The sequence below is a fragment of the Ekhidna sp. genome (assembly GCF_965228795.1).
Taxonomy (GTDB): Bacteria; Bacteroidota; Bacteroidia; order Cytophagales; family Cyclobacteriaceae; genus Ekhidna.
The window spans coordinates 1,128,344-1,151,770 of sequence record NZ_OZ245839.1 but is presented as its reverse complement, the minus strand read 5'-3'; the positions used below and the strand labels follow the sequence as shown (position 1 = coordinate 1,151,770).

General features: G+C 39.2%; 24 protein-coding genes and 5 tRNA genes. 7 read left to right on the top strand and 22 right to left on the bottom strand.

The features are described 5' to 3' along the window. Positions 1 to 10 precede the first annotated feature (10 nt). From rpoB to ACQK2H_RS05220, 13 genes are all read right to left on the bottom strand, one after another. Positions 11 to 3,880, bottom strand: a complete 3,870-nt coding sequence (gene rpoB / locus ACQK2H_RS05280; protein WP_425390417.1) for a DNA-directed RNA polymerase subunit beta — start codon at positions 3,878 to 3,880, stop codon at positions 11 to 13. A 115-nt stretch (positions 3,881 to 3,995) separates the two neighbouring features. Next, positions 3,996 to 4,379: a 50S ribosomal protein L7/L12 gene (rplL, locus tag ACQK2H_RS05275; protein ID WP_425390416.1), complete on the bottom strand. Its 384-nt coding sequence runs from the start codon at positions 4,377 to 4,379 to the stop codon at positions 3,996 to 3,998. Positions 4,380 to 4,410: 31 nt separating this feature from the next. Beyond that, the gene (gene rplJ / locus ACQK2H_RS05270; protein ID WP_425390415.1) at positions 4,411 to 4,941 is read right to left on the bottom strand and encodes a 50S ribosomal protein L10; all 531 of its coding nucleotides are present in this window, start codon (positions 4,939 to 4,941) and stop codon (positions 4,411 to 4,413) included. Positions 4,942 to 4,943: 2 nt separating this feature from the next. Beyond that, positions 4,944 to 5,645, bottom strand: a complete 702-nt coding sequence (gene rplA / locus ACQK2H_RS05265) for a 50S ribosomal protein L1 (RefSeq protein ID WP_425390414.1) — start codon at positions 5,643 to 5,645, stop codon at positions 4,944 to 4,946. A gap of 9 nt (positions 5,646 to 5,654) precedes the next feature. After that, complete coding sequence (rplK, locus tag ACQK2H_RS05260) at positions 5,655 to 6,098, bottom strand: 50S ribosomal protein L11 (RefSeq protein WP_425390413.1); 444 nt, start codon at positions 6,096 to 6,098, stop codon at positions 5,655 to 5,657. 10 nt (positions 6,099 to 6,108) lie between these two features. After that, positions 6,109 to 6,672, bottom strand: coding sequence for a transcription termination/antitermination protein NusG (gene nusG, locus ACQK2H_RS05255; RefSeq protein WP_425390412.1), 564 nt, complete (start codon positions 6,670 to 6,672; stop codon positions 6,109 to 6,111). A 15-nt stretch (positions 6,673 to 6,687) separates the two neighbouring features. Then, positions 6,688 to 6,879 carry a preprotein translocase subunit SecE gene (gene secE, locus ACQK2H_RS05250; protein WP_349564714.1) on the bottom strand — a complete coding sequence of 64 codons (192 nt, stop codon included), beginning with the start codon at positions 6,877 to 6,879 and terminating at the stop codon, positions 6,688 to 6,690. A 19-nt stretch (positions 6,880 to 6,898) separates the two neighbouring features. Beyond that, positions 6,899 to 6,971 (bottom strand) — tRNA-Trp (locus ACQK2H_RS05245). A 94-nt stretch (positions 6,972 to 7,065) separates the two neighbouring features. Continuing rightward, positions 7,066 to 8,253: an elongation factor Tu gene (gene tuf, locus ACQK2H_RS05240; protein WP_425390411.1), complete on the bottom strand. Its 1,188-nt coding sequence runs from the start codon at positions 8,251 to 8,253 to the stop codon at positions 7,066 to 7,068. Between the two features lie 76 nt (positions 8,254 to 8,329). Beyond that, positions 8,330 to 8,401 (bottom strand) — tRNA-Thr (locus ACQK2H_RS05235). Between the two features lie 86 nt (positions 8,402 to 8,487). Continuing rightward, positions 8,488 to 8,619: transfer RNA gene (locus tag ACQK2H_RS05230), tRNA-OTHER, on the bottom strand. 83 nt (positions 8,620 to 8,702) lie between these two features. After that, positions 8,703 to 8,775, bottom strand: a tRNA-Gly gene (locus ACQK2H_RS05225). Positions 8,776 to 8,954: 179 nt separating this feature from the next. Next, positions 8,955 to 9,037 (bottom strand) — tRNA-Tyr (locus ACQK2H_RS05220). 159 nt (positions 9,038 to 9,196) lie between these two features. Here ACQK2H_RS05220 and ACQK2H_RS05215 point away from each other — a divergent pair. From ACQK2H_RS05215 to frr, 3 genes are read left to right on the top strand one after another with little or no spacing between them, the layout of a single operon-like run. Further along, a complete protein-coding gene (locus tag ACQK2H_RS05215) occupies positions 9,197 to 9,691 on the top strand; it encodes an acetyl-CoA carboxylase biotin carboxyl carrier protein subunit (RefSeq protein WP_425390410.1) in 495 nt (164 codons plus the stop codon). 55 nt (positions 9,692 to 9,746) lie between these two features. Beyond that, the gene (gene pyrH, locus ACQK2H_RS05210; protein ID WP_425390409.1) at positions 9,747 to 10,451 is read left to right on the top strand and encodes a UMP kinase; all 705 of its coding nucleotides are present in this window, start codon (positions 9,747 to 9,749) and stop codon (positions 10,449 to 10,451) included. A 19-nt stretch (positions 10,452 to 10,470) separates the two neighbouring features. Further along, entirely contained in the window at positions 10,471 to 11,025 is a 555-nt protein-coding gene (gene frr / locus ACQK2H_RS05205; RefSeq protein WP_425390408.1) for a ribosome recycling factor, read from the top strand. Positions 11,026 to 11,151: 126 nt separating this feature from the next. Here the strand turns inward: frr and nadD are convergent, their stop codons facing one another. From nadD to ACQK2H_RS05175, 6 genes are all read right to left on the bottom strand, one after another. Beyond that, positions 11,152 to 11,724, bottom strand: coding sequence for a nicotinate (nicotinamide) nucleotide adenylyltransferase (gene nadD, locus ACQK2H_RS05200; protein WP_425390407.1), 573 nt, complete (start codon positions 11,722 to 11,724; stop codon positions 11,152 to 11,154). Positions 11,725 to 11,728: 4 nt separating this feature from the next. Continuing rightward, positions 11,729 to 12,292: a guanylate kinase gene (gene gmk / locus ACQK2H_RS05195; protein WP_425390406.1), complete on the bottom strand. Its 564-nt coding sequence runs from the start codon at positions 12,290 to 12,292 to the stop codon at positions 11,729 to 11,731. Positions 12,293 to 12,346: 54 nt separating this feature from the next. After that, a complete protein-coding gene (locus tag ACQK2H_RS05190; protein ID WP_425390405.1) occupies positions 12,347 to 12,532 on the bottom strand; it encodes a hypothetical protein in 186 nt (61 codons plus the stop codon). A gap of 122 nt (positions 12,533 to 12,654) precedes the next feature. Then, a complete protein-coding gene (locus ACQK2H_RS05185; RefSeq protein ID WP_425390404.1) occupies positions 12,655 to 13,245 on the bottom strand; it encodes a sigma-70 family RNA polymerase sigma factor in 591 nt (196 codons plus the stop codon). 267 nt (positions 13,246 to 13,512) lie between these two features. Then, entirely contained in the window at positions 13,513 to 14,820 is a 1,308-nt protein-coding gene (gene ahcY / locus ACQK2H_RS05180; RefSeq protein WP_425390403.1) for an adenosylhomocysteinase, read from the bottom strand. A gap of 94 nt (positions 14,821 to 14,914) precedes the next feature. Next, positions 14,915 to 15,673, bottom strand: coding sequence for a biotin--[acetyl-CoA-carboxylase] ligase (locus ACQK2H_RS05175; RefSeq protein WP_425390402.1), 759 nt, complete (start codon positions 15,671 to 15,673; stop codon positions 14,915 to 14,917). A 44-nt stretch (positions 15,674 to 15,717) separates the two neighbouring features. On the opposite strand from ACQK2H_RS05175, the gene rsfS reads away from it, so the two are divergent. From rsfS to ACQK2H_RS05155, 4 genes are read left to right on the top strand one after another with little or no spacing between them, the layout of a single operon-like run. After that, positions 15,718 to 16,095 carry a ribosome silencing factor gene (gene rsfS / locus ACQK2H_RS05170; protein ID WP_425390401.1) on the top strand — a complete coding sequence of 126 codons (378 nt, stop codon included), beginning with the start codon at positions 15,718 to 15,720 and terminating at the stop codon, positions 16,093 to 16,095. A gap of 50 nt (positions 16,096 to 16,145) precedes the next feature. Next, positions 16,146 to 18,218: an ATP-dependent zinc metalloprotease FtsH gene (gene ftsH, locus ACQK2H_RS05165; RefSeq protein ID WP_425390400.1), complete on the top strand. Its 2,073-nt coding sequence runs from the start codon at positions 16,146 to 16,148 to the stop codon at positions 18,216 to 18,218. 3 nt (positions 18,219 to 18,221) lie between these two features. Beyond that, positions 18,222 to 19,007 (top strand): UDP-2,3-diacylglucosamine diphosphatase, encoded by a 786-nt coding sequence (locus tag ACQK2H_RS05160; protein WP_425390399.1) that lies wholly within the window; start codon positions 18,222 to 18,224, stop codon positions 19,005 to 19,007. Beyond that, complete coding sequence (locus ACQK2H_RS05155; protein WP_425390398.1) at positions 18,970 to 19,767, top strand: hypothetical protein; 798 nt, start codon at positions 18,970 to 18,972, stop codon at positions 19,765 to 19,767. The genes ACQK2H_RS05160 and ACQK2H_RS05155 overlap by 38 nt, the downstream gene beginning before the upstream one ends. Here ACQK2H_RS05155 and ACQK2H_RS05150 read toward each other — a convergent pair. From ACQK2H_RS05150 to ACQK2H_RS05140, 3 genes are all read right to left on the bottom strand, one after another. Continuing rightward, on the bottom strand, positions 19,764 to 21,071 hold the full coding sequence (locus tag ACQK2H_RS05150) for a TolC family protein (RefSeq protein WP_425390397.1): 1,308 nt from the start codon (positions 21,069 to 21,071) through the stop codon (positions 19,764 to 19,766). The genes ACQK2H_RS05155 and ACQK2H_RS05150 overlap by 4 nt on opposite strands. A 95-nt stretch (positions 21,072 to 21,166) precedes the next feature. After that, positions 21,167 to 21,877 carry an ABC transporter ATP-binding protein gene (locus ACQK2H_RS05145; protein ID WP_350207692.1) on the bottom strand — a complete coding sequence of 237 codons (711 nt, stop codon included), beginning with the start codon at positions 21,875 to 21,877 and terminating at the stop codon, positions 21,167 to 21,169. 57 nt (positions 21,878 to 21,934) lie between these two features. Beyond that, the gene (locus ACQK2H_RS05140) at positions 21,935 to 23,182 is read right to left on the bottom strand and encodes an efflux RND transporter periplasmic adaptor subunit (protein ID WP_425390396.1); all 1,248 of its coding nucleotides are present in this window, start codon (positions 23,180 to 23,182) and stop codon (positions 21,935 to 21,937) included. Positions 23,183 to 23,427 lie beyond the last annotated feature (245 nt).

Below are 23,427 nucleotides of genomic sequence, written 5' to 3'. Positions count from 1 at the left end.
CAATAATTAATTAGTCCAAAGTAATTTCAAGAGCCAATCCTCTCAATTCATGTATTAATACATTGAATGATTCAGGAATGTTCGGCTTATTCATGTTCTCGCCTTTTACGATCGCTTCATAAGCTTTTGCTCTACCAATTACATCATCGGATTTGATAGTAAGGATTTCCTGAAGGACATTGGCTGCACCGAATGCCTCCAAAGCCCATACCTCCATCTCACCGAAACGCTGACCTCCAAACTGTGCCTTACCACCAAGCGGTTGTTGAGTAATAAGGGAGTATGGACCAATGCTCCTCGCGTGCATTTTATCATCCACCAAGTGACCCAGTTTCAGCATGTAAATCACACCAACAGTCACCGGCTGATCAAAACGCTCACCAGTCAATCCATCATATAGGTAGGTTCTACCAAAGTCAGGCAGACCTGCTTCTTTCAATTCATTCTGCACCTCTTCTTCAGAAGCACCATCGAAAATTGGAGTAGCATACTTTCTATTAAGCTTTAATCCAGCCCAACCAAGTACGGTCTCATAAATCTGACCAATGTTCATCCTTGATGGTACACCTAGTGGGTTCAGTACGATATCTACCGGAGTTCCGTCTTCCATGAAAGGCATATCTTCCTCTCTAACAATCTTCGCTACAACTCCTTTGTTACCGTGACGCCCCGCCATTTTATCTCCAACCTGAAGTTTACGTTTCTTAGCAACATAAACTTTGGCAAGCTGTACAATACCGGCTGGTAATTCATCACCTACTTCTAATGTGAATCTTTCTCTCTTGAAATGTCCAGAGATATCATTTCTGTAACCGATGTAGTTTTTAACAAGCTTAAATACCTGCTCGTTAATTTTATCATCAGTCACCCAATTTTCAATGATCAAGTCAGAAATCAAGTTTGCCTCTTCAGGCACATTGTAATTACTTTCATCTCTGTACTTGTTTTTAGGTGGGAATAAGTTCGCTTCAATATTCTTTCTGCTGAACTTAACACCTTTGCTCATCACTTCTTCACCAAACTTATGTTTGATTCCTTGGCAGGTTTTGCCTTCAAGAAGGGAAACAAGCTTTTCTATCATTGTAGCTCTTGCCTCGGTCAATTGCTGACTGTACTTGTTCTTAAGTAACTCAACCTCTTTCTTAGCACGAGCTCTTACATCTTTATCCTTTTTCGGTCTGGAGAAAAGTTTGGTGTCAATTACTACTCCTTTTAATGAAGGTGAAGCTTTCAATGATGCATCTTTTACATCACCGGCTTTGTCACCAAAGATTGCCCGAAGTAGTTTTTCTTCAGGTGTTGGATCTGACTCTCCTTTTGGAGTAATCTTACCTATAAGAATGTCACCTTCTTTGATCTCAGCTCCAGTTCTTATGATTCCATTTTCATCCAAGTTTTTAACAGCCTCTTCTGAAACGTTTGGAATCTCACTGGTAAGCTCTTCCTCACCTCGCTTGGTATCTCTTACTTCAAGCTCAAATTCGTCAATATGGATGGAAGTGAAGATATCTTCTCTTACCACTCGCTCTGAAATTACAATCGCATCCTCAAAGTTGTATCCTTGCCAAGGCATGAACGCCACTTGCATGTTAATACCAAGTGCCAACTCACCTTTTTCAGTAGCGAAACCATCACAAAGCGCCTGACCTTTCTTAACCTTATCGCCTTTTTGTACGATTGGCTTCAAGTTGATACATGTGTCTTGGTTAGTTCTTCTGAACTTAACCAGGTCATACGTTACCAGGTCATCATCGAAAGAGATAATCTTCTGATCATCAGACAAATCATATTTTACTGTGATCTTCGTAGCATCTACGTATTCGATAGTTCCATCACCTTCAGCTCTTATTAAAGCCCTGGAATCAAGAGCAACTCTTTCCTCTAGTCCGGTTCCAACGATAGGTGCTTGTGGTCTCATCAATGGTACTGCTTGACGTTGCATGTTTGATCCCATCAAAGCCCTGTTCGCATCATCATGCTCTAAGAAAGGAATCATTGAAGCAGCCACAGATACAATCTGGTTAGGAGCTACATCCATATAACTCACTTCTTCCTCACCACAAAGAGGAAAATCTCCCTCAAATCGAGCTTTTATTTTATCATTCAGGAACTTACCCTTATCAGATAAAGGTGCATTTGCCTGTGCAATGTTGTGGGTATCTTCTTCTTCTGCTGTCAGATACTTTACATTACCTGACATATCCACTGTGCCTTTTGCCACCTCTCGATATGGTGTCTCGATGAATCCCATTTGATTCACTTTGGCATGGACACAAAGAGAAGAGATAAGTCCAATATTTGGACCTTCTGGTGTCTCAATGGTACATAATCTACCATAGTGTGTATAGTGAACGTCTCGAACCTCGAAACCAGCTCGCTCTCTTGAAAGACCTCCTGGTCCAAGTGCAGACATTCTTCTTTTATGAGTTACCTCAGCAAGTGGATTGGTTTGATCCATAAACTGAGATAATTGGTTGGTACCAAAGAATGAGTTAATCACTGAAGACAATGTTCTTGCGTTGATAAGATCAACTGGCTTGAAATCTTCATTGTCTCGAACGTTCATACGCTCACGGATTGTTCTTGCCATTCTTGCAAGTCCAACACCAAACTGTGAGTATAGTTGCTCCCCTACTGTTCGTACCCTTCTATTACTCAAGTGATCAATATCATCGACTACTGCCTTGCTATTAATCAGTCCGATCAAGTACTTAACAATCAGGATAATATCTTCTGTGGAAAGTACTCTTCTATCCCAATCAGTATCAATTCCTAATTTCTTATTGATTCTGTATCGTCCTACTTCTCCAAGATCATACCTTTTATCTGAGAAGAATAAGCTTGTGATTATATCACGTGCAGTTTGTTCGTCAGGAGCCTCCGTATTTCTCAACTGACGATAAATCTGCTCAACTGCTTCTTTCTCAGAGTTTGAATTATCTTTTTGAAGCGTATTATAAACGATTGAGTATTCAGCGATATTAACATCCTTTCTGTGAATGATAATTGACTTACTTCCTGAATCAATGATCGTTTCAATGTCGTCTTCTGTGATAATGCTATCACGCTCTAGAACTACCTCATTTCTATCAATCGAAACTACCTCTCCGGTATCTTCATCCACGAAATCTTCTGTCCAGGTTCTTAGCACCCTTGCAGCTAGTCTTCGATCAATAACTTTTTTAAGTTCCTTTTCTGTTGCCTCAATTTCTTCTGAGAGGCCGAATAGATCAAGTATTTCTTTATCAGATCCGTATCCAATAGACCTCAGAAGGGTTGTAATTGGAAACTTCTTCTTACGATCGATATAAGCATACATTACGTTATTAACGTCTGTAGCAAATTCAATCCATGATCCTTTGAATGGAATGATTCTGGCACTGTAAAGAAGCGTACCATTCGTATGCTTACTTTGTGCAAAGAATACTCCCGGTGACCTGTGTAATTGTGATACAATGACACGCTCAGCACCATTTATTACGAAAGAGCCTTTTTCTGTCATGTAGGGGATATTACCTAAGAATACCTCCTGCTCTATCGTTTCGAAATCTTCATTTTCTTCGTCATTACAAAGCAGACGAAGTTTTGCTTTTAATGGGACAGAGTAAGTCAAACCTCTCTCAATACATTCTTGAATGCTGTATTTTGGAGGATCTACTGTGTAGTCCACAAACTCCAATACGAAATTCTCTCTTGAATCCGTAATTGGAAAGTTTTCCATAAACACCTTGTAAAGGCCTTCACCTTCCTTGTGTTCAGCAGGTGTGTCCAGCTGGAAAAAATCAACGAATGATTTTAATTGTACATCCAGAAAATCCGGATAATCAATAACTGATTTTATGGAAGAGAAATTGATTCTCGTGTTATTGTTGTTAGCCAAAGCTTACGGAGTTTTAGTTTATAAATTTTGAAAAAGAACGTTAGCATTATATACAAACAGGAAAAGACCCTGACGAAATACAGTCAGGGCCTAATGCCATTGTATTATGTGCTAATTACTTTAATTCTACTTCAGCACCAGCTTCTTCAAGCTGCTTTTTCAATGCTTCAGCTTCGTCCTTAGCGATACCTTCCTTCACTGCTTTAGGAGCTCCATCAACAAGCTCTTTTGCTTCTTTCAGGCCTAGTCCAGTAAGTTCTTTTACCAACTTAACGATAGCAAGTTTTGCACCACCTGGAGACTTAAGGATTACGTCGAATGAAGATTTCTCTTCAGCTCCACCTTCGCCTTCAGCTCCACCGCCACCAGCAACCATTACAGGTCCTGCAGCTGCAGCTGGCTCAATACCATACTCATCTTTAAGGATATTAGCTAGTTCGTTTACCTCTTTAACTGAAAGGTTAACTAATTGCTCTGCAAATTCTTTTAAATCCGCCATTTTATTAAGTGTTAATTCTGTTTAAAAATTTTTAATTCTCTCTTTCTGAAAGTGTTTTAACAATACCAGCAAGTTTCTGTTCTCCGCTCTGAAGTAGAGAAAGAACATTCTTAGCAGGTGATTGCAATAACGTGACAACCTCACCAATAAGCTCTTGCTTAGATTTCAAGCTAGCAAGTGCTCCTAGTTGGTCCTCACCGATGAATAAATCCGAGTCTATGGAAGCAGCCTTGAATTTTGGTCTATCTTTAGAATCCCCTTTTTTGAATTCTTTAATAATTTTCGCAGGTGCGTTTGCTGTTTCGTTAACAAACATAATACCTGAAGTACCTTTCAAAACTTCATCTAAAGACGAAAAGTCTCCTTCAACATTCTCGAGAGCTTTCTTTATAAGCGTATTTTTCACCATCTTATATTCAACACCCTTGTTGAAGCACATTTCTCTGAACTTGTTAATCTCAGCCACTGTAAGGCCAGAAGTGTCCGCTATATAGAAATGATCCGTCTCCTTTAACTTTTCAGTAAGGTCACTTATTAATTGTGCTTTGTCTTGTCGTGTCATAACTATTTAATGCTCGCTATGCTACTTTTATCAATTGCTATACCACTACTCATTGTACTTGAGAGTGTAATCGACCTGAAGTATGCTCCTTTTGAAGACGCAGGCTTCAGCTTGTTCACTGTCTGAATCATTTCCAACACATTGTCTTTGATTTTATCGGCATCAAAAGATACCTTACCAACGCTTGTGTGGATAATGCCAAACTTGTCAACTTTAAAGTCGATTTTACCAGCTTTCACTTCTTTTACTGCCTGTCCAATATCCATAGTCACTGTTCCAGACTTTGGATTAGGCATCAAACCTCTAGGTCCTAGAACCCGTCCGAGTTTACCTACTTGCGCCATTACTGTTGGCATAGTAATGATTACATCTATATCCGTCCAACCTCCTTCAATCTTCTTGACGTAATCTTCTAGTCCAACATGATCAGCACCAGCATCTTTTGCTTCTTGCTCTTTATCAGGCGTGCATAGCACTAATACTCTCACATCTTTACCTACCCCATGAGGGAGAGAAACTACTCCTCGAACCATTTGGTCTGCTTTCTTTGGGTCAACACCTAAACGGATGTCAACATCTACAGAAGCATCAAACTTTTCAAAGGAAATTTCCTTCACAAGCTTTGAAGCTTCCTCCAAAGAATACTCTTTTCCGACCTCTAATAGTTCTTGAGCTTTCTTTTGATTTTTTGTAAGCTTTCCCATTACCAAATATTAATTTGCCCAAGGGGCTTTACCTGAAATTTTCACACCCATGCTTCGCGCAGTACCAGCTACAACTCTCATTGCAGACTCCACATTGAAAGCATTTAAGTCCGGCATCTTAGTCTCGGCAATTGTTTTTACCTGATCCCAAGTTACTGACCCTACCTTCAAACGGTTTGGCTCGGAAGATCCTTTCTTCAACTTAGCTGCTTCCATTATAAGGGATGCAGCAGGAGGTGTTTTAATTACAAAATCAAAAGACTTGTCAGCATAAATAGTAACAACAACCGGAAGAAGCTGTCCTGGCTTATCCTGAGTTCTTGCGTTAAATTGCTTACAGAAGTCCATGATATTCAGACCTTTAGCACCAAGCGCAGGTCCTACTGGTGGAGAAGGATTAGCCGCTCCGCCACGAATCTGTAATTTCAAATAGCCTGTTATTTCTTTAGCCATTTTTACCTTATTAATCTTCTTTTTCTACCTGTATATAATTCAATTCGACAGGTGTATTTCTGCCAAAAATCTTAACCGTAACATTAAGCTTCTTACGATCCTCAAAAACCTCCTCTACTGTACCCGTGAAGCCACTAAAGGGACCGTCCATCACTTTCACGCTTTCACCCACAATGAATGGGGTATCCAGCTTCTCTTCATACTCCTCAACCTCATCAACTTTACCGAGAATTCTATTGACCTCAGCTTGTCTCAAAGGAATTGGATCTTTTGTTGTGCTACTTCCCGTTGACCCTAGAAAGCCGATCACATTGGGAATTAGCTCTTTATTTGTAACCAGGTGTTGTACTTCACCATTGGAGAAGTCAGCTTGGATCAATACATATCCTGGAAAGAAATTTCTTTCTCTTACTCTTTTTTTGCCGTTGCGCATTTCATATACTTTCTCCGAAGGGATAAGTACCTGAGGGATATAATCAGTCAATTCCTGTCGAACCACTTCATTTTCAATGGCTTCTTTGACTTTCTTTTCCTTGCCGCTAACGGCTCTAACTACGTACCACTTGTGCTCCATCCTGTCCCGTACGTATTATAGTTCTTGATAAATAAATTCCATCAAATTCTCGAAGGCATAGTCGATTGCACCAATCATAAGTGCAAAGATCAATGATGCGACCAAAACCAAAATGGCGCTATTTTGCAAATCACCATACTTTGGCCATGACACTTTGTGTGTCAGCTCATCATATGATTCTTTGAAAAAAGTGATAACTTTAGACATAATTTCCTTCATTTAAAAGCACGGGAGGAGGGACTCGAACCCCCAACCAACGGTTTTGGAGACCGCTACTCTACCAATTGAGCTACACCCGTAAAAAACAAGCAGTCCCAAAAGGACTGCAAATTTAGAGTAATCAGTTTGTATAAACAAATCCCGGCGATGCAAGCATGCCGGGATAACTATTTATTAATCAAGAATTTCAGTTACCTGACCAGAACCTACAGTTCGTCCACCTTCTCTGATCGCAAATCGCAATCCTTTTTCTAGTGCTACAGGGCTGATAAGTTTAACTTCAATAGTTACGTTATCACCTGGCATAACCATTTCTACGTTTTCAGGAAGCATGATTTCACCAGTCACATCTGTAGTTCTTAAGTAGAACTGAGGTCTGTACTTATTAAAGAATGGAGTGTGACGTCCACCTTCTTCTTTTGATAGAACGTAAACCTCTGCTTTGAAGTGAGCGTGAGGAGTTACAGAACCCGGCTTACAGATAATCATTCCTCTTTTGATTTGATCTTTTTCAATACCTCTCAAAAGAAGACCAACGTTATCTCCAGCTTCACCTCTGTCTAGAATCTTACGGAACATCTCTACTCCCGTGATTGTAGACTTAAGACCTTCAGCTCCCATACCGATAATGTCAACACCATCTCCAGAGTTGATTACACCTCTTTCGATTCTACCTGTCGCTACAGTTCCCCGACCTGTAATAGAGAATACATCCTCTACTGGCATCAAGAAATCTTTATCTACATCTCTTTCTGGAAGTGGGATGAATTCATCCACAGCATCCATTAGCTCATCAATTTTTTCTACCCACTTAGCATCTCCGTTAAGTCCGCCAAGAGCAGAACCCTGAATTACAGGTACGTCATCACCTGGGAAGTCATAATCAGAAAGAAGCTCTCTGATTTCCATTTCTACTAGTTCAAGTAGTTCAGGATCATCAACCAAGTCAACTTTGTTCATAAACACAACCAAGGCAGGAACACCTACTTGTCTTGAAAGAAGTATGTGCTCTCTTGTTTGTGGCATTGGTCCGTCAGTAGCAGCTACTACGATGATAGCTCCGTCCATCTGAGCAGCACCAGTTACCATGTTTTTTACATAATCCGCGTGACCTGGACAGTCAACGTGTGCATAGTGTCGTTTCTCTGTCTGGTATTCAATGTGTGAACTATTGATTGTAATACCCCTTTCTTTTTCTTCAGGTGCATTGTCAATAGCTGAAAAGTCGCTTGCAGTGGCAAGACCTTTGTCTGCCAAAACTTTTGAAATTGCAGCAGTCAAAGTTGTTTTACCATGGTCAACGTGTCCGATTGTACCAATATTTACGTGTGGTTTCGATCGATCAAAGGTTTCTTTAGCCATGTTTGATAATCCTCGATTTAGTTTTAATTAATTTATTACTGTTATTACTCTAATACTATATAAAGTTCTTTCCTAGAGCCAATGAGGGGATTTGAACCCCTGACCTCTTCCTTACCAAGGAAACGCTCTACCCCTGAGCTACATCGGCTTGCTTTAGTTGATTAGTTTCAAGTTAATAGTTAATTAGTTGAAACTAAGAACTGAAAACTTGTAACGAATCGCTCAAAGTTATTGAGCGGGTGACGAGGCTCGTCGCTTCGGCGCACCGATCGCAACGGCGAACCGCCCGCATCGGCGGACCGACGACCTACAGCTTGGAAGCCGGAGTGGAACGAGCTGTCGCTCCACAATTGAGCTACACCCAGCCCATAATTTTCCATTCAAAAAACTATGAAATGAAATCCTTTGATTTCATTCATGCTCAATGTTGAAAATAATTTCAACATTTGAGCGGGTGACGAGGCTCGAACCCGCGACCTACAGCTTGGAAGGCTGTCGCTCTACCAACTGAGCTACACCCGCTTGTTTTAAACTCACTAAAAAAAATCCAGCAAGTTAGTTTTATCGGCTGTCGCTCAACCAATCGAATCGTCGACCCGGTGAGCTACACCCGCTTAATTGAAATCACAAACAACAAATGTCAAATCACAAACACGCAAAATGATTGAGACTTGTATTTTGAGATTTGATATTTCTCAAAGTGGGGAGAGCAGGATTCGAACCTGCGAAGGAATACACCAACAGATTTACAGTCTGTCCTCGTTGGCCGCTTGAGTATCTCCCCTTAGTTTATTAACACTTTTAAGAACTACTTTTTCCAGATGCTTTCCAGAAAAAGGATTGCAAAAGTATATGGTTTTTTGAACTAATCAAACTTCATTTTTAGATAAAAAGTCTAATGCAATCCATATTTTTGACAACCTATATAATAAACAGCATTTCCATGATAGAAGTACAGGTTGGAGAATCCAAAAAAATTAGTGTAGAAAACAATAAGGAAGGGGTTTTCTTAAATAACAAACCATTCGACGGTGAGATAAAACGAATTAGTGATGATTCATTTAAAGTTTATAAATCGAATAAAATTTTTCGAGTTGACATTGTAGAGAGGGATGGAAAAGCAATGAAATTAAAAATAAATGATCATGTCATGGATGTTTTAGTAACGGATCACATTGATCAGATTCTAAGTAAACTAGGCATGGATACAATTGCAGCAACTGCCGTTCAGGATATAAAAGCACCAATGCCAGGATCCATTTTAAATATCCTTGTAAATGAAGGCGATGAAGTGACCCAAGGAGATAAACTTCTTGTATTAGAAGCTATGAAAATGGAGAACGTGATCAAATCTCCGGGAGATGGGAAAGTGAACAAAATACACATATCCGAAAAAGAAAACGTAGAAAAAAATCAGGTCTTAATTTCATTCGAGTAGACCGTATCATTCAATATATATTTGCACGGTTTATCCCTCAGATTGAAAAAAATTTATGACTTATAAACGAATACTTTTAAAACTCAGTGGTGAAGCCTTGATGGGTGACCAGCAACATGGAATTGACTCGAAAAGGCTCATTCAATATGCCGAAGAAATAAAGCAGGTTGTCAATGAGGGGGTTGAGGTTGCTGTAGTGATTGGAGGCGGAAATATTTTTAGGGGAGTAGAAGGTGAAGCGTCCGGTATCGATAGAGTTCAAGGGGATTATATGGGAATGCTTGCTACGGTTATTAATGCTATGGCTCTGCAAAGCATGTTTGAGAAGAAAGGAATGTTTACCCGACTGATGTCAGGACTGAAAATGGAGCAGGTATGTGAGCCCTTTATCAGGAGACGTGCTATCAGGCATTTGGAGAAAGGAAGGGTAGTGATTTTTGGTGCCGGCATAGGCAATCCTTATTTCACGACTGACTCTACAGCGAGCTTAAGAGCCATTGAAATAGAAGCTGATGTAGTACTCAAAGGCACTCGTGTCGACGGGGTGTATACTGCAGATCCGGAAAAGGATCCTAATGCGGAGCGTTACTCTAAGATTTCTTTTCAGGAAGCCTATGAAAAGAATTTGAATATTATGGACATGACTGCATTTACACTTTGCCAAGAAAACAACTTACCAATCATTGTATTTGATATGAACACTAAAGGAAACTTACTGAAAATTGTTTCCGGTGAAGAAGTTGGGACTCTTATTCATTGATAATTTTTAATTTTCACCCATGGAAGAAATTGACATATATCTGGACACTGCAAAAGAAATGATGGAATCCGCCATCAAACATACAAAAGACGAATTTTCAAAAATCCGAGCCGGAAAGGCAATGCCAAGTATGCTGGATGGGATTGAAGTTGAATACTATGGAACCATGACGCCTTTAAATCAGGTAGCTGGTGTGACTACTCCGGATGCCCGTACTTTAAGCGTCAAGCCATGGGAAAAAGGTATGCTTCAAGAAATTGAAAGAGCAATTATCAATAGTAATCTGGGTTTCAATCCTCAAAATGATGGTGAGCAAATTCGCATCAACATTCCTCCTCTCACTGAGGAAAGACGATTAAACCTTATGAAACAAGTGAAAGCTGAAGCTGAAAAAGGCAAGGTGAGTATTAGAAATGCTCGTAAAGAAACAAATGACTCTTTAAAGAAAATGGATGGTGTTTCAGAAGATTTGATAAAGAGCGCAGAAGATGAGGTGCAAGAGCTCACCGATACTTTCACAGCTAAAATTGATGCACTAGTTGATAGTAAGGAAAAAGATATCATGACTGTCTAAAGTCAAGAAAAATTAGAAGTTTAAAGAAGCCAGGATTTCATCTTGGCTTTTTTGATGTCTCCGCTTTCCTAAAGCCAATTCATTTTACCCATCAGGGTACTCATGTTGAGAGGATTGAAATTTTATTTAGTGGAAAAATCCTTTGCTTTTAATTAAAGCTTCGACCTGATCAGGCACCAGGTATTTAATGGATTTCTCTTCTTTAATAAGCTTTCGAATCAAAGTAGCAGAAATATCTACCTCAGGTGCATCAATCATTCTAACATTTTCATGGGATGACAGATCTGAGGGTTCTGAGTTAGGCCTTGGATAAACGATCAATCCGTAGTGCTCTAAAATCATCTCATGGTTTTTCCATTTCGGAAACGAAGAAAGATTATCCTCTCCAATAATTAAGCGGAATTTTTTGTCCGGATACTTTTCCTGAAGTACTGTTAATGTATCAATGGTGTAGCTCGGGCGAGGCATGTTAAACTCCACATCACTGGATCTAAATTGATAATCATCACCAATAGCTGCATTGACCATATCTAACCGATCAAATTCATGAAGTAAGTTTTTATTCTTTTTAAATGGATTTTGAGGACTTACTATAAACCAGACTTCATCAACACTGGTCGTTTCTTTCACCAGGTTGGCAATGATCATGTGACCCGTATGAATGGGATTAAACGATCCGAAAAAAAGTCCTATTTCCATTGAGCTACTTAATAAATTCTTTTACCAATTTTTCAGCCTCATCGATGGCTCTATCCAGGTCCTCGTTTAAGACTACTTTATCAAAATGAATTTCTTCTTTCATCTCAATTGCAGCTTTATTAACTCTTTGATTCAGTGCTTCTATGCTTTCTGTATTTCGCATCTTTAGACGCTCCCTGAGTACTTCTTCGCCTCTTACTTTTACAAAAATGGAAAGGGCTTTGTCACCGAATATTTTTTTCAACTTCTTCCCCCCTTTTACATCTACATCAAAAATCACATGATTCCCTTCCGACCAAATTCGATCGACTTCACTTTTGAGCGTACCATAGAAAGTGTCCGTATACACTTCCTCCCACTCCAAAAGTTCGCCTGTCTCAAGTTTCAATTTAAAATCAGGGACTGAGAGAAAATAATAGTCTCTTCCATTAATTTCTGCTGGACGCATCTTACGTGTTGTGGCGGATATTGAGAATCTTAATCCAGGGATTCGATCCAAAAGGCTGTGAACGATTGTTGTCTTACCTGCTCCAGAGGGTGCTGAAAATATAATGGCTTTACCATCCATCCGGCGAATTTAAAGCCGAATGTCTGCCATGACAATTAAAAGTGGAAACAATAATCAGGAAACAATTTTACGGCGGATTTCATCCGCTAAGGCATCCGGCACTGATTTATTGTTGAGCTTCGTTTTCAGCAACTGCCTGATCTGTTTTTCCACATTATAATGAGCAAAACAGACCATGCAATTTTCAATGTGACCAAAGAAAAACTCCTCCTGAAGAGGAGTAGCTTCATTATCCAACATGAGATTCAATATCCTCAAGCACTTATCAAAATCACTGCAACCACAGTCGGGACAATCTGACATTTCTAGAATGTTGTTTTCGTATAAGTATGGAATGGTGAGTCTGTAAAAAAAGTTCCTACCTAGTTGTATCCCATTGAGTGAGCATACGATCCTAGCTTCTCTCTAAGTAGATTTCTAGCTCTGTGCAATCTTGACCTCACGGTACCAATTGGAATGTCTAATATTTTGGCCATTTCCTCATAGGTGAAACCTTCAAGATCACAAAGTATTACTACTGTTCGGAAATCAACCGCTAATGAGTTAAGTGCATTGCTGATCTCATCACCAATCATATCCTTGGTAGTTTCTAATCGGAGGTCAACTGTAGCATTACTTGGAGTATCTTCTGAATTATAAAATTGCTCTACTTCCTGATAATCAACCTTTGAAGGCTGCTTACTTTTTTTCCTGTAATCATTAATGAAGCTATTCTTAAGGATTCTATAAAGCCATGCTTTTGCATTCGTTCCTTCCTGGAATGAGTTTATGAATCGATAAGCTTTCATGTAAGTATCCTGAACTAAATCTTTTGCCTCATCTTCATCAAAGGTGAGCCTATAAGCAAAATTGTACATGGAGTCTATGTGTGGCATAAATTCGCCATCAAAGACTTGCACTTTTTTAGCTTCAGAATATGATCTTTTTACTGGAGTATCTACTTGATTGGTCATTCTCTTCACATTTTTGTGTGTATGTACATCAATATACGTGCCTGATTTAGATTAGTTCTAAATAAGTTCATTCTTCTCGTAATCTTCTCAACTAGAACTTAATAACTTATTGATTGTTCGACATGCGACAATCAATCAGACCTATATAAAATAAACATAAAGCCTGCCAATCCCAAAAACCTGCCAATGAGGCAGAGTTTTGAAGAATAAATAAAAAAGGATTCTCCCTTACAGAAGAATCCTTTCATTTTGGTAAAATCTAAATTTTTAATATCTGTAATATTCTGGCTTGAATGGCCCTTCAACCTCCACACCGATATATTCTGCCTGGTCTTTTGTAAGTGAATCTAGCTCCACTCCTATCTTAGATAAATGTAGTGCTGCTACTTTTTCATCTAAATGTTTTGGAAGCATGTATACTGCATTTTCATAGTTTTCATGATTCTTCCAAAGCTCAATTTGTGCCAAGGTTTGGTTTGTGAAAGAGTTTGACATTACAAACGATGGGTGACCGGTTGCACAACCCAGATTCACAAGGCGACCTTCAGCTAGAACTATAATGTCGTTTCCATTTACATTGTATAAATCAACCTGAGGCTTAATCTCAACATGTGAATTACCATGATTTTTCTTTAACCATGCCATGTCGATTTCATTATCGAAGTGACCGATGTTACAAACAATTGCTTTGTCCTTCATTTTCTCAAAATGCTCACCGCGGATGATGTCCTTATTACCAGTAGCTGTTACAACAATGTCCGCTCTGGAAACAGCATCTGACATTTTCTTCACTTCAAATCCGTCCATGGCTGCCTGTAATGCACAAATTGGATCAATCTCTGTTACAATCACTCTCACACCTGCGCCTCTAAGAGATGCCGCAGACCCTTTACCCACATCACCATAACCAGCTACAACTGCTACTTTTCCTGCTAACATCACGTCTGTAGCACGTCGAATCGCATCTACCAATGATTCCTTACAACCGTATTTGTTATCAAACTTAGACTTGGTGACAGAGTCATTTACATTGATCGCCGGCATTGGAAGTGTGCCTTTTTTCATTCGCTCGTAAAGTCTGTGCACCCCTGTAGTTGTTTCTTCTGAAAGTCCTTTGATATCCTTCACTAGTTCAGGGTATCTGTCAAGAACCATGTTTGTAAGGTCTCCACCATCGTCCAGGATCATGTTTAATGGCTTACCGTCTTCAAATGCAAAAAGTGTTTGCTCTATGCACCAGTCAAACTCTTCGTCATTCATTCCTTTCCACGCGAAAACCGGCACACCTGCTTTTGCGATTGCCGCTGCAGCATGATCCTGAGTTGAAAAAATATTACATGATGACCAGGTTACATCCGCACCCAGCTCAACAAGTGTTTCAATCAAAACTGCCGTTTGGATAGTCATGTGAAGACATCCGGCTATTCTAGCACCAGCAAGCGGTTTGCCTTTTCCATATTCTTCACGAAGAGCCATTAAACCCGGCATTTCTGCCTCTGCAAGCTCAATTTCTTTTCTTCCCCAATCGGCCAGGGCAATGTCTTTTACTTTGTACTTTTCTGTCGTTACGCTCATTACTATATACTATTTCTGATATTTATTTCCGTTTTTGGGATTGCAAAGATATAACCCTTAATTATCATTAAGGTTCCTGCAAATTCAATAAGTGTCAGCCAACAAATTCAATTTCTTTAATTCCATATTGTTTGAGGTCTCCATTGTAATTAATTGTCAGGTTACCATGTTCATTTATTCCAACAATTTCACCCACAAATTCCTTATCTTTGGCTTTAAAGTGTCGCCTTTCCCCTCTCCACATTAATAGCTCGTGATAACTACTGAGAATCTGATCTTTGTTGCCTGATTTTAATCTCATGTACCATTTTTCCAGATGCTGAAGTAATTCTTCCATGATATCAAGAATTTCAAACTTCGATCCTGTCTCCAGGTATAATGAAGTAGCTTTTGGGAAATTAAACCCACCTTGATTTACATTTAGGCCAACTCCAACAACGGATGATTCAAGTACGCTCCCTCGTATATTACTTTCAATAAGAATACCTGCAATTTTTTTCTCATTAACATATACATCATTTGGCCACTTAAGAACCAAATTGTGGCTAACATGGTTTTTCAGTGCATCAATGATTGCCAATCCAGTGATTAAGTTTAGATAATATTGGTTTTGTGGATCAAGGAAGGTCGGCTTTAATAAAACAGACATAAGCACATTTTTTCCGGGTTCAGCAATCCACAGATTACCCCTTTGACCTTTTCCTTTAATCTGGTTGTTAGTGTAGAGAACAATGCCTTCCGGCTCTTTGTTGTTTTTACTCAGAGAGGTTAACTCATCATTGGTTGAGTGACATTGTGGCAGGAAAACCACTTTTTTACCTAAGAATAAGGGTTTGGCAAAGATTTTATGCAACAGAATTAATGTAAATTTGCGGCAAAATTAATTGGAATCTATTAGTGAATCAGCAGGTAAGTAAAGACATCAGTTCAGAAATTTTAAGTGAGTGGGTGGTAGATGGGATGTTGGATAAAAAAGGCATGGACGTTGTGGTGATGGATTTGAGGGACGTAAAACACGCTATAGCAGACTATTTCGTGATTTGCAGCGGAAATTCAGATACACAAATTGATGCTATTTCAGAATCAATAGAAGAACAAATCCACAAGAAGTCAAAACAAAATCCCTGGAAAAGAGAGGGGAAGGAAAACAAAGAATGGATTTTATTGGATTATGTAGATGTGGTAGCCCACGTCTTTAATAAAGAGAAACGAACATTTTATGGATTGGAGGAATTGTGGGGAGATGCGAAAATTACACGCATTGAAGAAAACTAATAACCATGCACCTCGTTAGCTAAACAAATTTTTACAGGAGAAACAAAAATATGCCCGATAAGAAAAGAAAAGATGCACCTAAACCAAGACCAGGCTTTCAGGGCTGGTTAATTGGGGGATTACTAGCTCTAGTCATTGGATTAACAATATTTTCTAATGATAGTGGCGCAGTAACTACCACTTTCCGATCATTTGAGAAAATGGTTCGATCGAATGATGTGCAAAAAGTAGTTTTAATAAAGAATCAAGACTTCATTGAGGTGACTTTAAAGCCTGAGGCTTTAAGCAACACCAAGTATAAAATAGAGCTTGAACAAAACCGTAGTATTTTAAATCCAGGCGGTGGCCCTCATTACAAAGTAGAAATAGTAAGTATCGAGAAATTCGTAAGGGATTTTGAAGAACTTATGGCTGAGATTCCCGAAGATCAGCGTTTTGATTATAAAATCGAAGAAAGGAGTGATTACACCAACATTTTCTTCAATTGGGGATTCCTTATACTTTTAATCTTCGGATTCTGGTTTTTAATGAGACGCATGACCGGAGGCGGTGGCCCAGGTGGTCAGATCTTTAATATTGGAAAATCACGTGCTTCATTATTTGACGCACAGAATAAAGTCAAGATAACTTTTTCTGATGCTGCAGGTTTAGAGGAAGCTAAAGAGGAGATCCGTGAGATTGTTGAGTTTCTAAAAAACCCCGAAAAATTCACAAAACTTGGTGGTAAAATTCCTAAAGGCGCTCTTCTTGTAGGCCCTCCGGGAACAGGTAAAACATTGCTAGCAAAAGCAGTGGCTGGCGAGGCTGGAGTGCCTTTCTTCACGCTATCCGGGTCTGATTTTGTGGAAATGTTTGTTGGTGTAGGTGCAGCTCGAGTGAGAGACCTATTTAAACAAGCTAAAGAGAAAGCTCCATGTATCGTCTTTATTGATGAGATAGATGCTATTGGAAGATCCAGAGGAAGAGGACAGATGCCAGGCTCAAACGATGAGCGAGAGAATACACTTAACTCTCTCCTTGTAGAGATGGATGGATTCTCTACCGATGTTGGCGTAATCATTTTGGCTGCAACCAATCGACCGGATGTGTTGGATTCTGCATTACTTAGACCGGGTCGATTTGACCGTCAAATAAGTATAGATAAACCAGATATTGTAGGTAGAGAGGCAATTTTCAAAGTTCATATAAAACCAATCCAGTTATCGAAAGATGTGGACACTAAGAAATTAGCTGCTCAGACGCCAGGGTTTGCTGGTGCTGAAATAGCCAATGTTTGTAATGAGGCTGCTCTTATTGCTGCCAGAAAAGACAAGAAAAAGGTGGATATGACTGATTTCCAAGATGCTATCGATCGTGTGATTGGTGGACTTGAGAAGAAGAATAAAATCATATCTCCAGAAGAGAAGAAGATTGTGGCCTATCACGAAGCAGGTCATGCTGTGGCCGGTTGGTTCCTGGAACATGCTGATCCTTTGGTTAAAGTAAGTATTGTTCCGCGAGGTGTAGCTGCATTGGGATATGCACAGTACTTACCAAAAGAACAGTTCCTCTATCAAACGGAACAACTTTTTGATGAGATGTGTATGGCCCTTGGAGGAAGAGTTGCTGAAGATATCATTTTTGGCAAGATATCAACAGGAGCACTAAGTGATCTGGAGCGAATTACAAAACTCGCTTACAGCATTGTGACTATTTATGGGATGAATGATAAGATTGGGAATGTTTCTTTCTACGATTCTAAACAATCAGATTACAACTTCACTAAGCCATATTCTGACGCAACGGCTGAATTGATTGATAAAGAGGTAAAAGCACTTATTGACAAAGCATATGCACGAACAAAAGAGCTTCTCCTCTCTAAGAAGAGTGAATTGGAGATTTTAGCGAAGGAACTTCTGAAAAGAGAAATTATTTTCCAATCCGACCTTGAAGGCTTGATTGGTAAACGACCTTTCAAAACTCCAACCACTTACGACGCATTCACAAACGGAACTGCCGACGAAGAGAGTGATGAGAAGAAGAAAGATAATAAGGAAGAAAAGCCTGAAGATCTGGACAAGGTTAAAGATGAAGTGAAAGAGGCAGTAGAAAAAGAAGAGTCTACTGCTAATAAAGAAGAATAAGCGATGAAGGTAATTCCTGAGCTATTAAGCTCTTATAAGGAGCTACCTTCTAACAAAAAAGTATATTTCGCAAGTGACTTTCACCTTGGAGTTCCTAATAGAGAAGAAAGCATAAGACGCGAAAAGAAAATTGTTAAATGGCTGGAGCATGTTTCAAAAGATGCTTCAGCCATTTTTTTATTGGGTGATCTTTTCGACTTTTGGTTCGAGTATAAAACTACTGTCCCAAAAGGTTTTGTCAGATTTCAAGGAAAGCTCGCTGAACTACGTGACAAACACATTCCGATCCACATCTTCGCTGGCAACCACGATCTGTGGATGGAAGATTATTTCAAATCCGAACTGGGTATTGAAGTTCACAAAAAACCTATTCGATTAGAAATCAGAGATACTATTTTTCTTCTTGGGCATGGAGATGGACTGGGGCCCGGAGGTACGCGATTTAAAATCATCAAAAAAATTTTCACCAATCCTGTATGTAAGTGGATGTTTAGATGGATTCATCCTGATGTTGGTATCGCTATTGCTAAATACTGGAGTAACAAAAGCAGAACATCTACAACCGATGAGCGATTTGAAGGTGTGGAAAAGGAAAGACTGCTGTCGTACTGTAAAGCAGTAGAGCAATCATTGCATCACGACTATTACGTATTCGGTCATCGCCACCTACCATTGGAATTGGCGGTAAATGATAATTCTACTTACTTTAATTTGGGAGAATGGATCACACAATGCAATTACCTTGAATTCGATGGGCACCAAGCGTTACTTAAATCTTTTGAGGATTAGTCTTCTTTTCCTTTCTCCGCTGTTTGGTTACAGCCAAAAATGGGAAAAGGTCAAAAGCTGGCAAGTAAATAAGCAACCCACAGCCTACTCTGTAGATTATCAAAATAATATATACATAGGCTTTTCGGATGGAGGTCTTACCAAATATGATTCTGAAGGAAAATTGCTTGAAAATTTCTCACTTTCTAATGCTTCATCCATCGCACTTATTGATGTTCAGAACAATCTCAAGCCCTTTCTTTTCTATTTTGACAATCAGCAAATCACAATTCTTGATCGATTTTCTACTGTTCCCAAAAATTATTTCTTAGCAGATTTTGACGTCCAACTTGGAATGATGGCTTGTCCGGCACCTGATGGGAATTTCTGGGTAGTTGAGAATAATCCACAACGACTGAAGAAAATAAGTCCTCTAAGGAAAAGTACGGTACTGGAGGTTCAGCTTCAATTAGGCGACTCAATCAATAAAATGCAAGCTTATCAAAACTTACTTTTCATTAGTCATACAAACGGGCTTCATGTGTTGGATCAATTTGGTGGAAAGATTTACTCTGTTGATTTATTAGGCACAACCGGTTTTCAATTGATTGGGAACAAAGTGCTTGTTTTCTCTAAAAAGAAAATCACCAGACTAAACTTTACAGGCGAAGTAGAAACGGAACTTTATAAACCTGAATTATCAGAAGGCACACTGATGGTCAAAGAGAGCTTTCTCTTTATCAAAGACAGAACCATCAATTTTTATAATCCTATTGACTAATTATTTCCTCTGTAGAGATCGAGGATTCGCTTTCTTAGCACTATGGTGTATTTCGCATTAATCAATTGGGCCTCTGCTCTATTCTTATTGTTCAAGCTTTCGAGGTAAGAATAAAAATCAGTGTTTCCTGTCTCAAATCGCTTCTTGATGAATTCAAACGTTTGATTTAGTGCCTCAAAATTTTCCTGAGCGGTAACGTAAGACGTCTGTGCAGCTCTCAATGCCAAATAATCCTGTTGGGTTGAATTAGTTACATCCAGTACAGCCTGGTCTTCCGCTATTTTTGCATTCTGAAAGGCAATCTTTGTTGTTTCGATTCTATTTTGAGTCGAGTACCTATTGAAAATTGGAATCTGGATGGACGCTCCGATAAAAGAATAATTTAGGTTTTCAAATTGACTGCTAACATCACCACTGTTATTTGAAGAATATTGTGTGCCATATCCGACCCCCATACCAACAGACGGATACCTATCAGCTTTCACCTGACTTAATTGTGCACGCGTAGCTTTTTTACTTGCTGTTGCACTTTTCAATTGGAACGAATTATTTAAAACTTCTTCAAGCACAACATTATAAGAATCAAATTCAGTAAGAATCTGCATATTCTCAAAATCAAGGGGCACTACTTTCAATTCTGTGCCGTCATTCATTTGTAATAATTGGGAAAGCGACAGCAAATCTGTTTGATATTGATTTTCTAAGTTGACATTGTTTAACCGCTCCGTTGCAACTTGTGATTGGAAATTATAAACAGTCTCCAGGTTGCCAACGCCTACACTAACCCGTTTCTTTTCCCTATCAAGTTGACTTTCAAGAAACTCCATTCGTTCATTCGATACCCGCAAGTTTTCAATGTCTACAAGGACGCTTAGGTAACTTCTAATCACATTGGCCTTAATGACGATTTTCGAATCCTCTAAACGGTAAAGGTTGGAGTTGTATTCATGAGCTCGTCTGTTTAACAAATGATGATTAGCAAAAGCATTGAAAATGGTCAGATTCGAACTTATTTCTGGTCGAGAGGACCTGGTTGTAGCAGTAGCAAATTGCCCCGAGCTGTTATCAAAAAACGAACCCTCTCTTACAAAATATCCTGCGTTGGCATTCAAATCAGGAAGAAAATTGAACATTGCCTGTCTTTTGTTTGATTCAGCCGCAATCAGATTATTCTGACTTTGTTTGATTCTCAAATTTCTATTGACCGCTAAATCAATGCATTCTTCCAGAGTTAGCTCTTTGGTGTCTTGAGCCAAAAGAGTGATTCCGCTAAAAAATAATATTCCGAAAATAAATTTTCGCATCATAAAAAAGATCTTTTCAGGTTTTCAAGGTTACAGTGCACCCATCTATCCAAACCGGATAGATGGGGTACTGTTTTGTGTAAGTATGAAGAGAATTACACTAAAGCTTCTTTTGCATTGATGTTTTCAGATACAATCTGACCATCAAATAAATGAACCACTCTGTGAGAGTATTCTGCATCTACCGGAGAGTGAGTCACCATAATTACTGTAGTCCCAGCTTCATTAAGCTCAGTAAGAAGGTTCATTACTTCCTGTCCGTTTGCAGAATCCAAGTTACCAGTAGGCTCATCCGCTAAGATCAATTTAGGTTTTGCAACCACAGCTCGGGAGATAGCAACACGCTGTTGCTGACCACCGGATAGTTGCTGTGGGAAGTGATTTCTTCTATGCATAATTTTCATATGCTCCATCACCTCTTCTACCCTTTTCTTTCTTTCCGCGGCAGAGTACTTCAAGTAAATCAATGGTAACTCAATGTTTTCAAAAACAGTAAGTTCATCGATCAAGTTAAAGCTCTGAAATACGAAACCGATGTTCGCCTTTCTCAAGTCAGCACGCTGACGCTCTTTGTACCCAGAGATTTCCAAATCAGTAAAGTGAAACTCTCCTTCAGATGGGTTGTCCAATAGTCCAATTATGTTGAGTAGTGTCGACTTACCACAACCAGATGGCCCCATGATTGCAACAAACTCCCCTTCTTTGATGGTTAGGTTTACACCCGCAAGTGCTGTTGTTTCAATTTCATCTGTGTAGTAAAATTTCTTTAAGTCTTTTGTTTGAATAAGTGCTTTAGCGTTTTCCATGATATTATTGAGTTTAGTCTTTAGGTTCTATTTAATTACTTTCTTTTGTTCAATTGGTTACTTTATCACCAGGATATCTTTATCCTCATATCCTCTGTATGAAGAGACAACAACTTTCTCTCCAGGTTGCAATCCTTCCACCACTTCGTAGTATCGTTGGTTTTGACGACCCAGTCGAATATCCCTTCTCACCGCCTCAGTCTCATCTTCATTTACTACGAATATCCAGTTTCCACCAGTTGTCTGATAGAAGCTTCCTCGAGGAATCTGAACAGCAGTTATGTTTTCACTAAGCTGTAGTCTGATCTGAAGTGTTTGACCTCTACGAATTCCATTCGGAATCGTGTCAAATGCCATATCTACCTCAAACAGACCATTGTTCACTTCAGGGTACACTTTTCTAATCTCTAAACCGAAATCACCTCCGGCAAATGTGAACGTTCCATTCAGTCCCGCATATATTCTAGATATATAATGTTCGTCAATAGTTGCACGAACCTTAAATCCATTTAAATCATCTATCTGTCCGATGTTCTGTCCGGGAGCAATGGATTCTCCCACTTCTACATCTACGGTTGACAATCTGCCATCGATAGGAGCTTTGATATAGAGGTTGTTCAGATTGCGCTTGATCATCTCAAGATTTTCTCTAGTGCGCTCCAAAGTAGCTTCCGATTGCCTGATTTGTGTAACAGAAGCAATGGAATCGAATCTATTTGACTCCACCTGAATCTTCCTGTTATCAACGAGTCGCTCATACTCCCTTTTTAGATTGAGAAATTCCTGCTCCGAAATGATACTGTCATCGTATAATTTTCTTCCTCGCTCATAAGCATCTTTAGCAGCATCTATCTGATAATCCAACTGTAAAAGATTTCTCTTAAGGTCAAATTGATTTCTTTGGAGGGACAGTTTCGTATTTTCTACCTCATTCATCAAGCGAAATGCTTGGGTTTCTTCCCTTACAAAATTTTGAAGAAGCGCATTATTGGCCAATTCGAGAATGGTATCTCCTTTATCTACAAGAATACCTCCGTCGTAATGCTTCTTAGAAACAACCCCTCCTTCAATCGCATCAAGTCGAATGGTTTTAATTGGAAGAACATTTCCATCTACAGGTATGAATTCCTGAAAATCACCTTCGATCACCGTAGCGATGTTGATTTTATTCCTTTCTACATTAAGTCTGGTTCCTCCACCAGATAGGAAAAAATTGTACCCAATAAAAACTACAAGTAGTCCAGATGCACAATAAATCGCAATCTTCTTAGGCGTCCACTTTTTCTTTTTAATCTTTCTGTCCATTGACAATTTGGTCGTTTAGGTTTCGACCGACTACTATGCCAATAAGAATGCCATTAATCGTAAAAGTCTATTTAACAGCCTATTAGGAGCATTTTTGCTAAAATGAGCACGCACACTATGTACAGAATAGTACAGAAAAGTGTTCGTATTCGATCACTTGAATGTATGATGGTATGTGTTTAGAAGTGGGGAAACAATTGCCTTGAGAGAAAGGCATAAAAAAAGGTTCAGGAGGACTAACACCT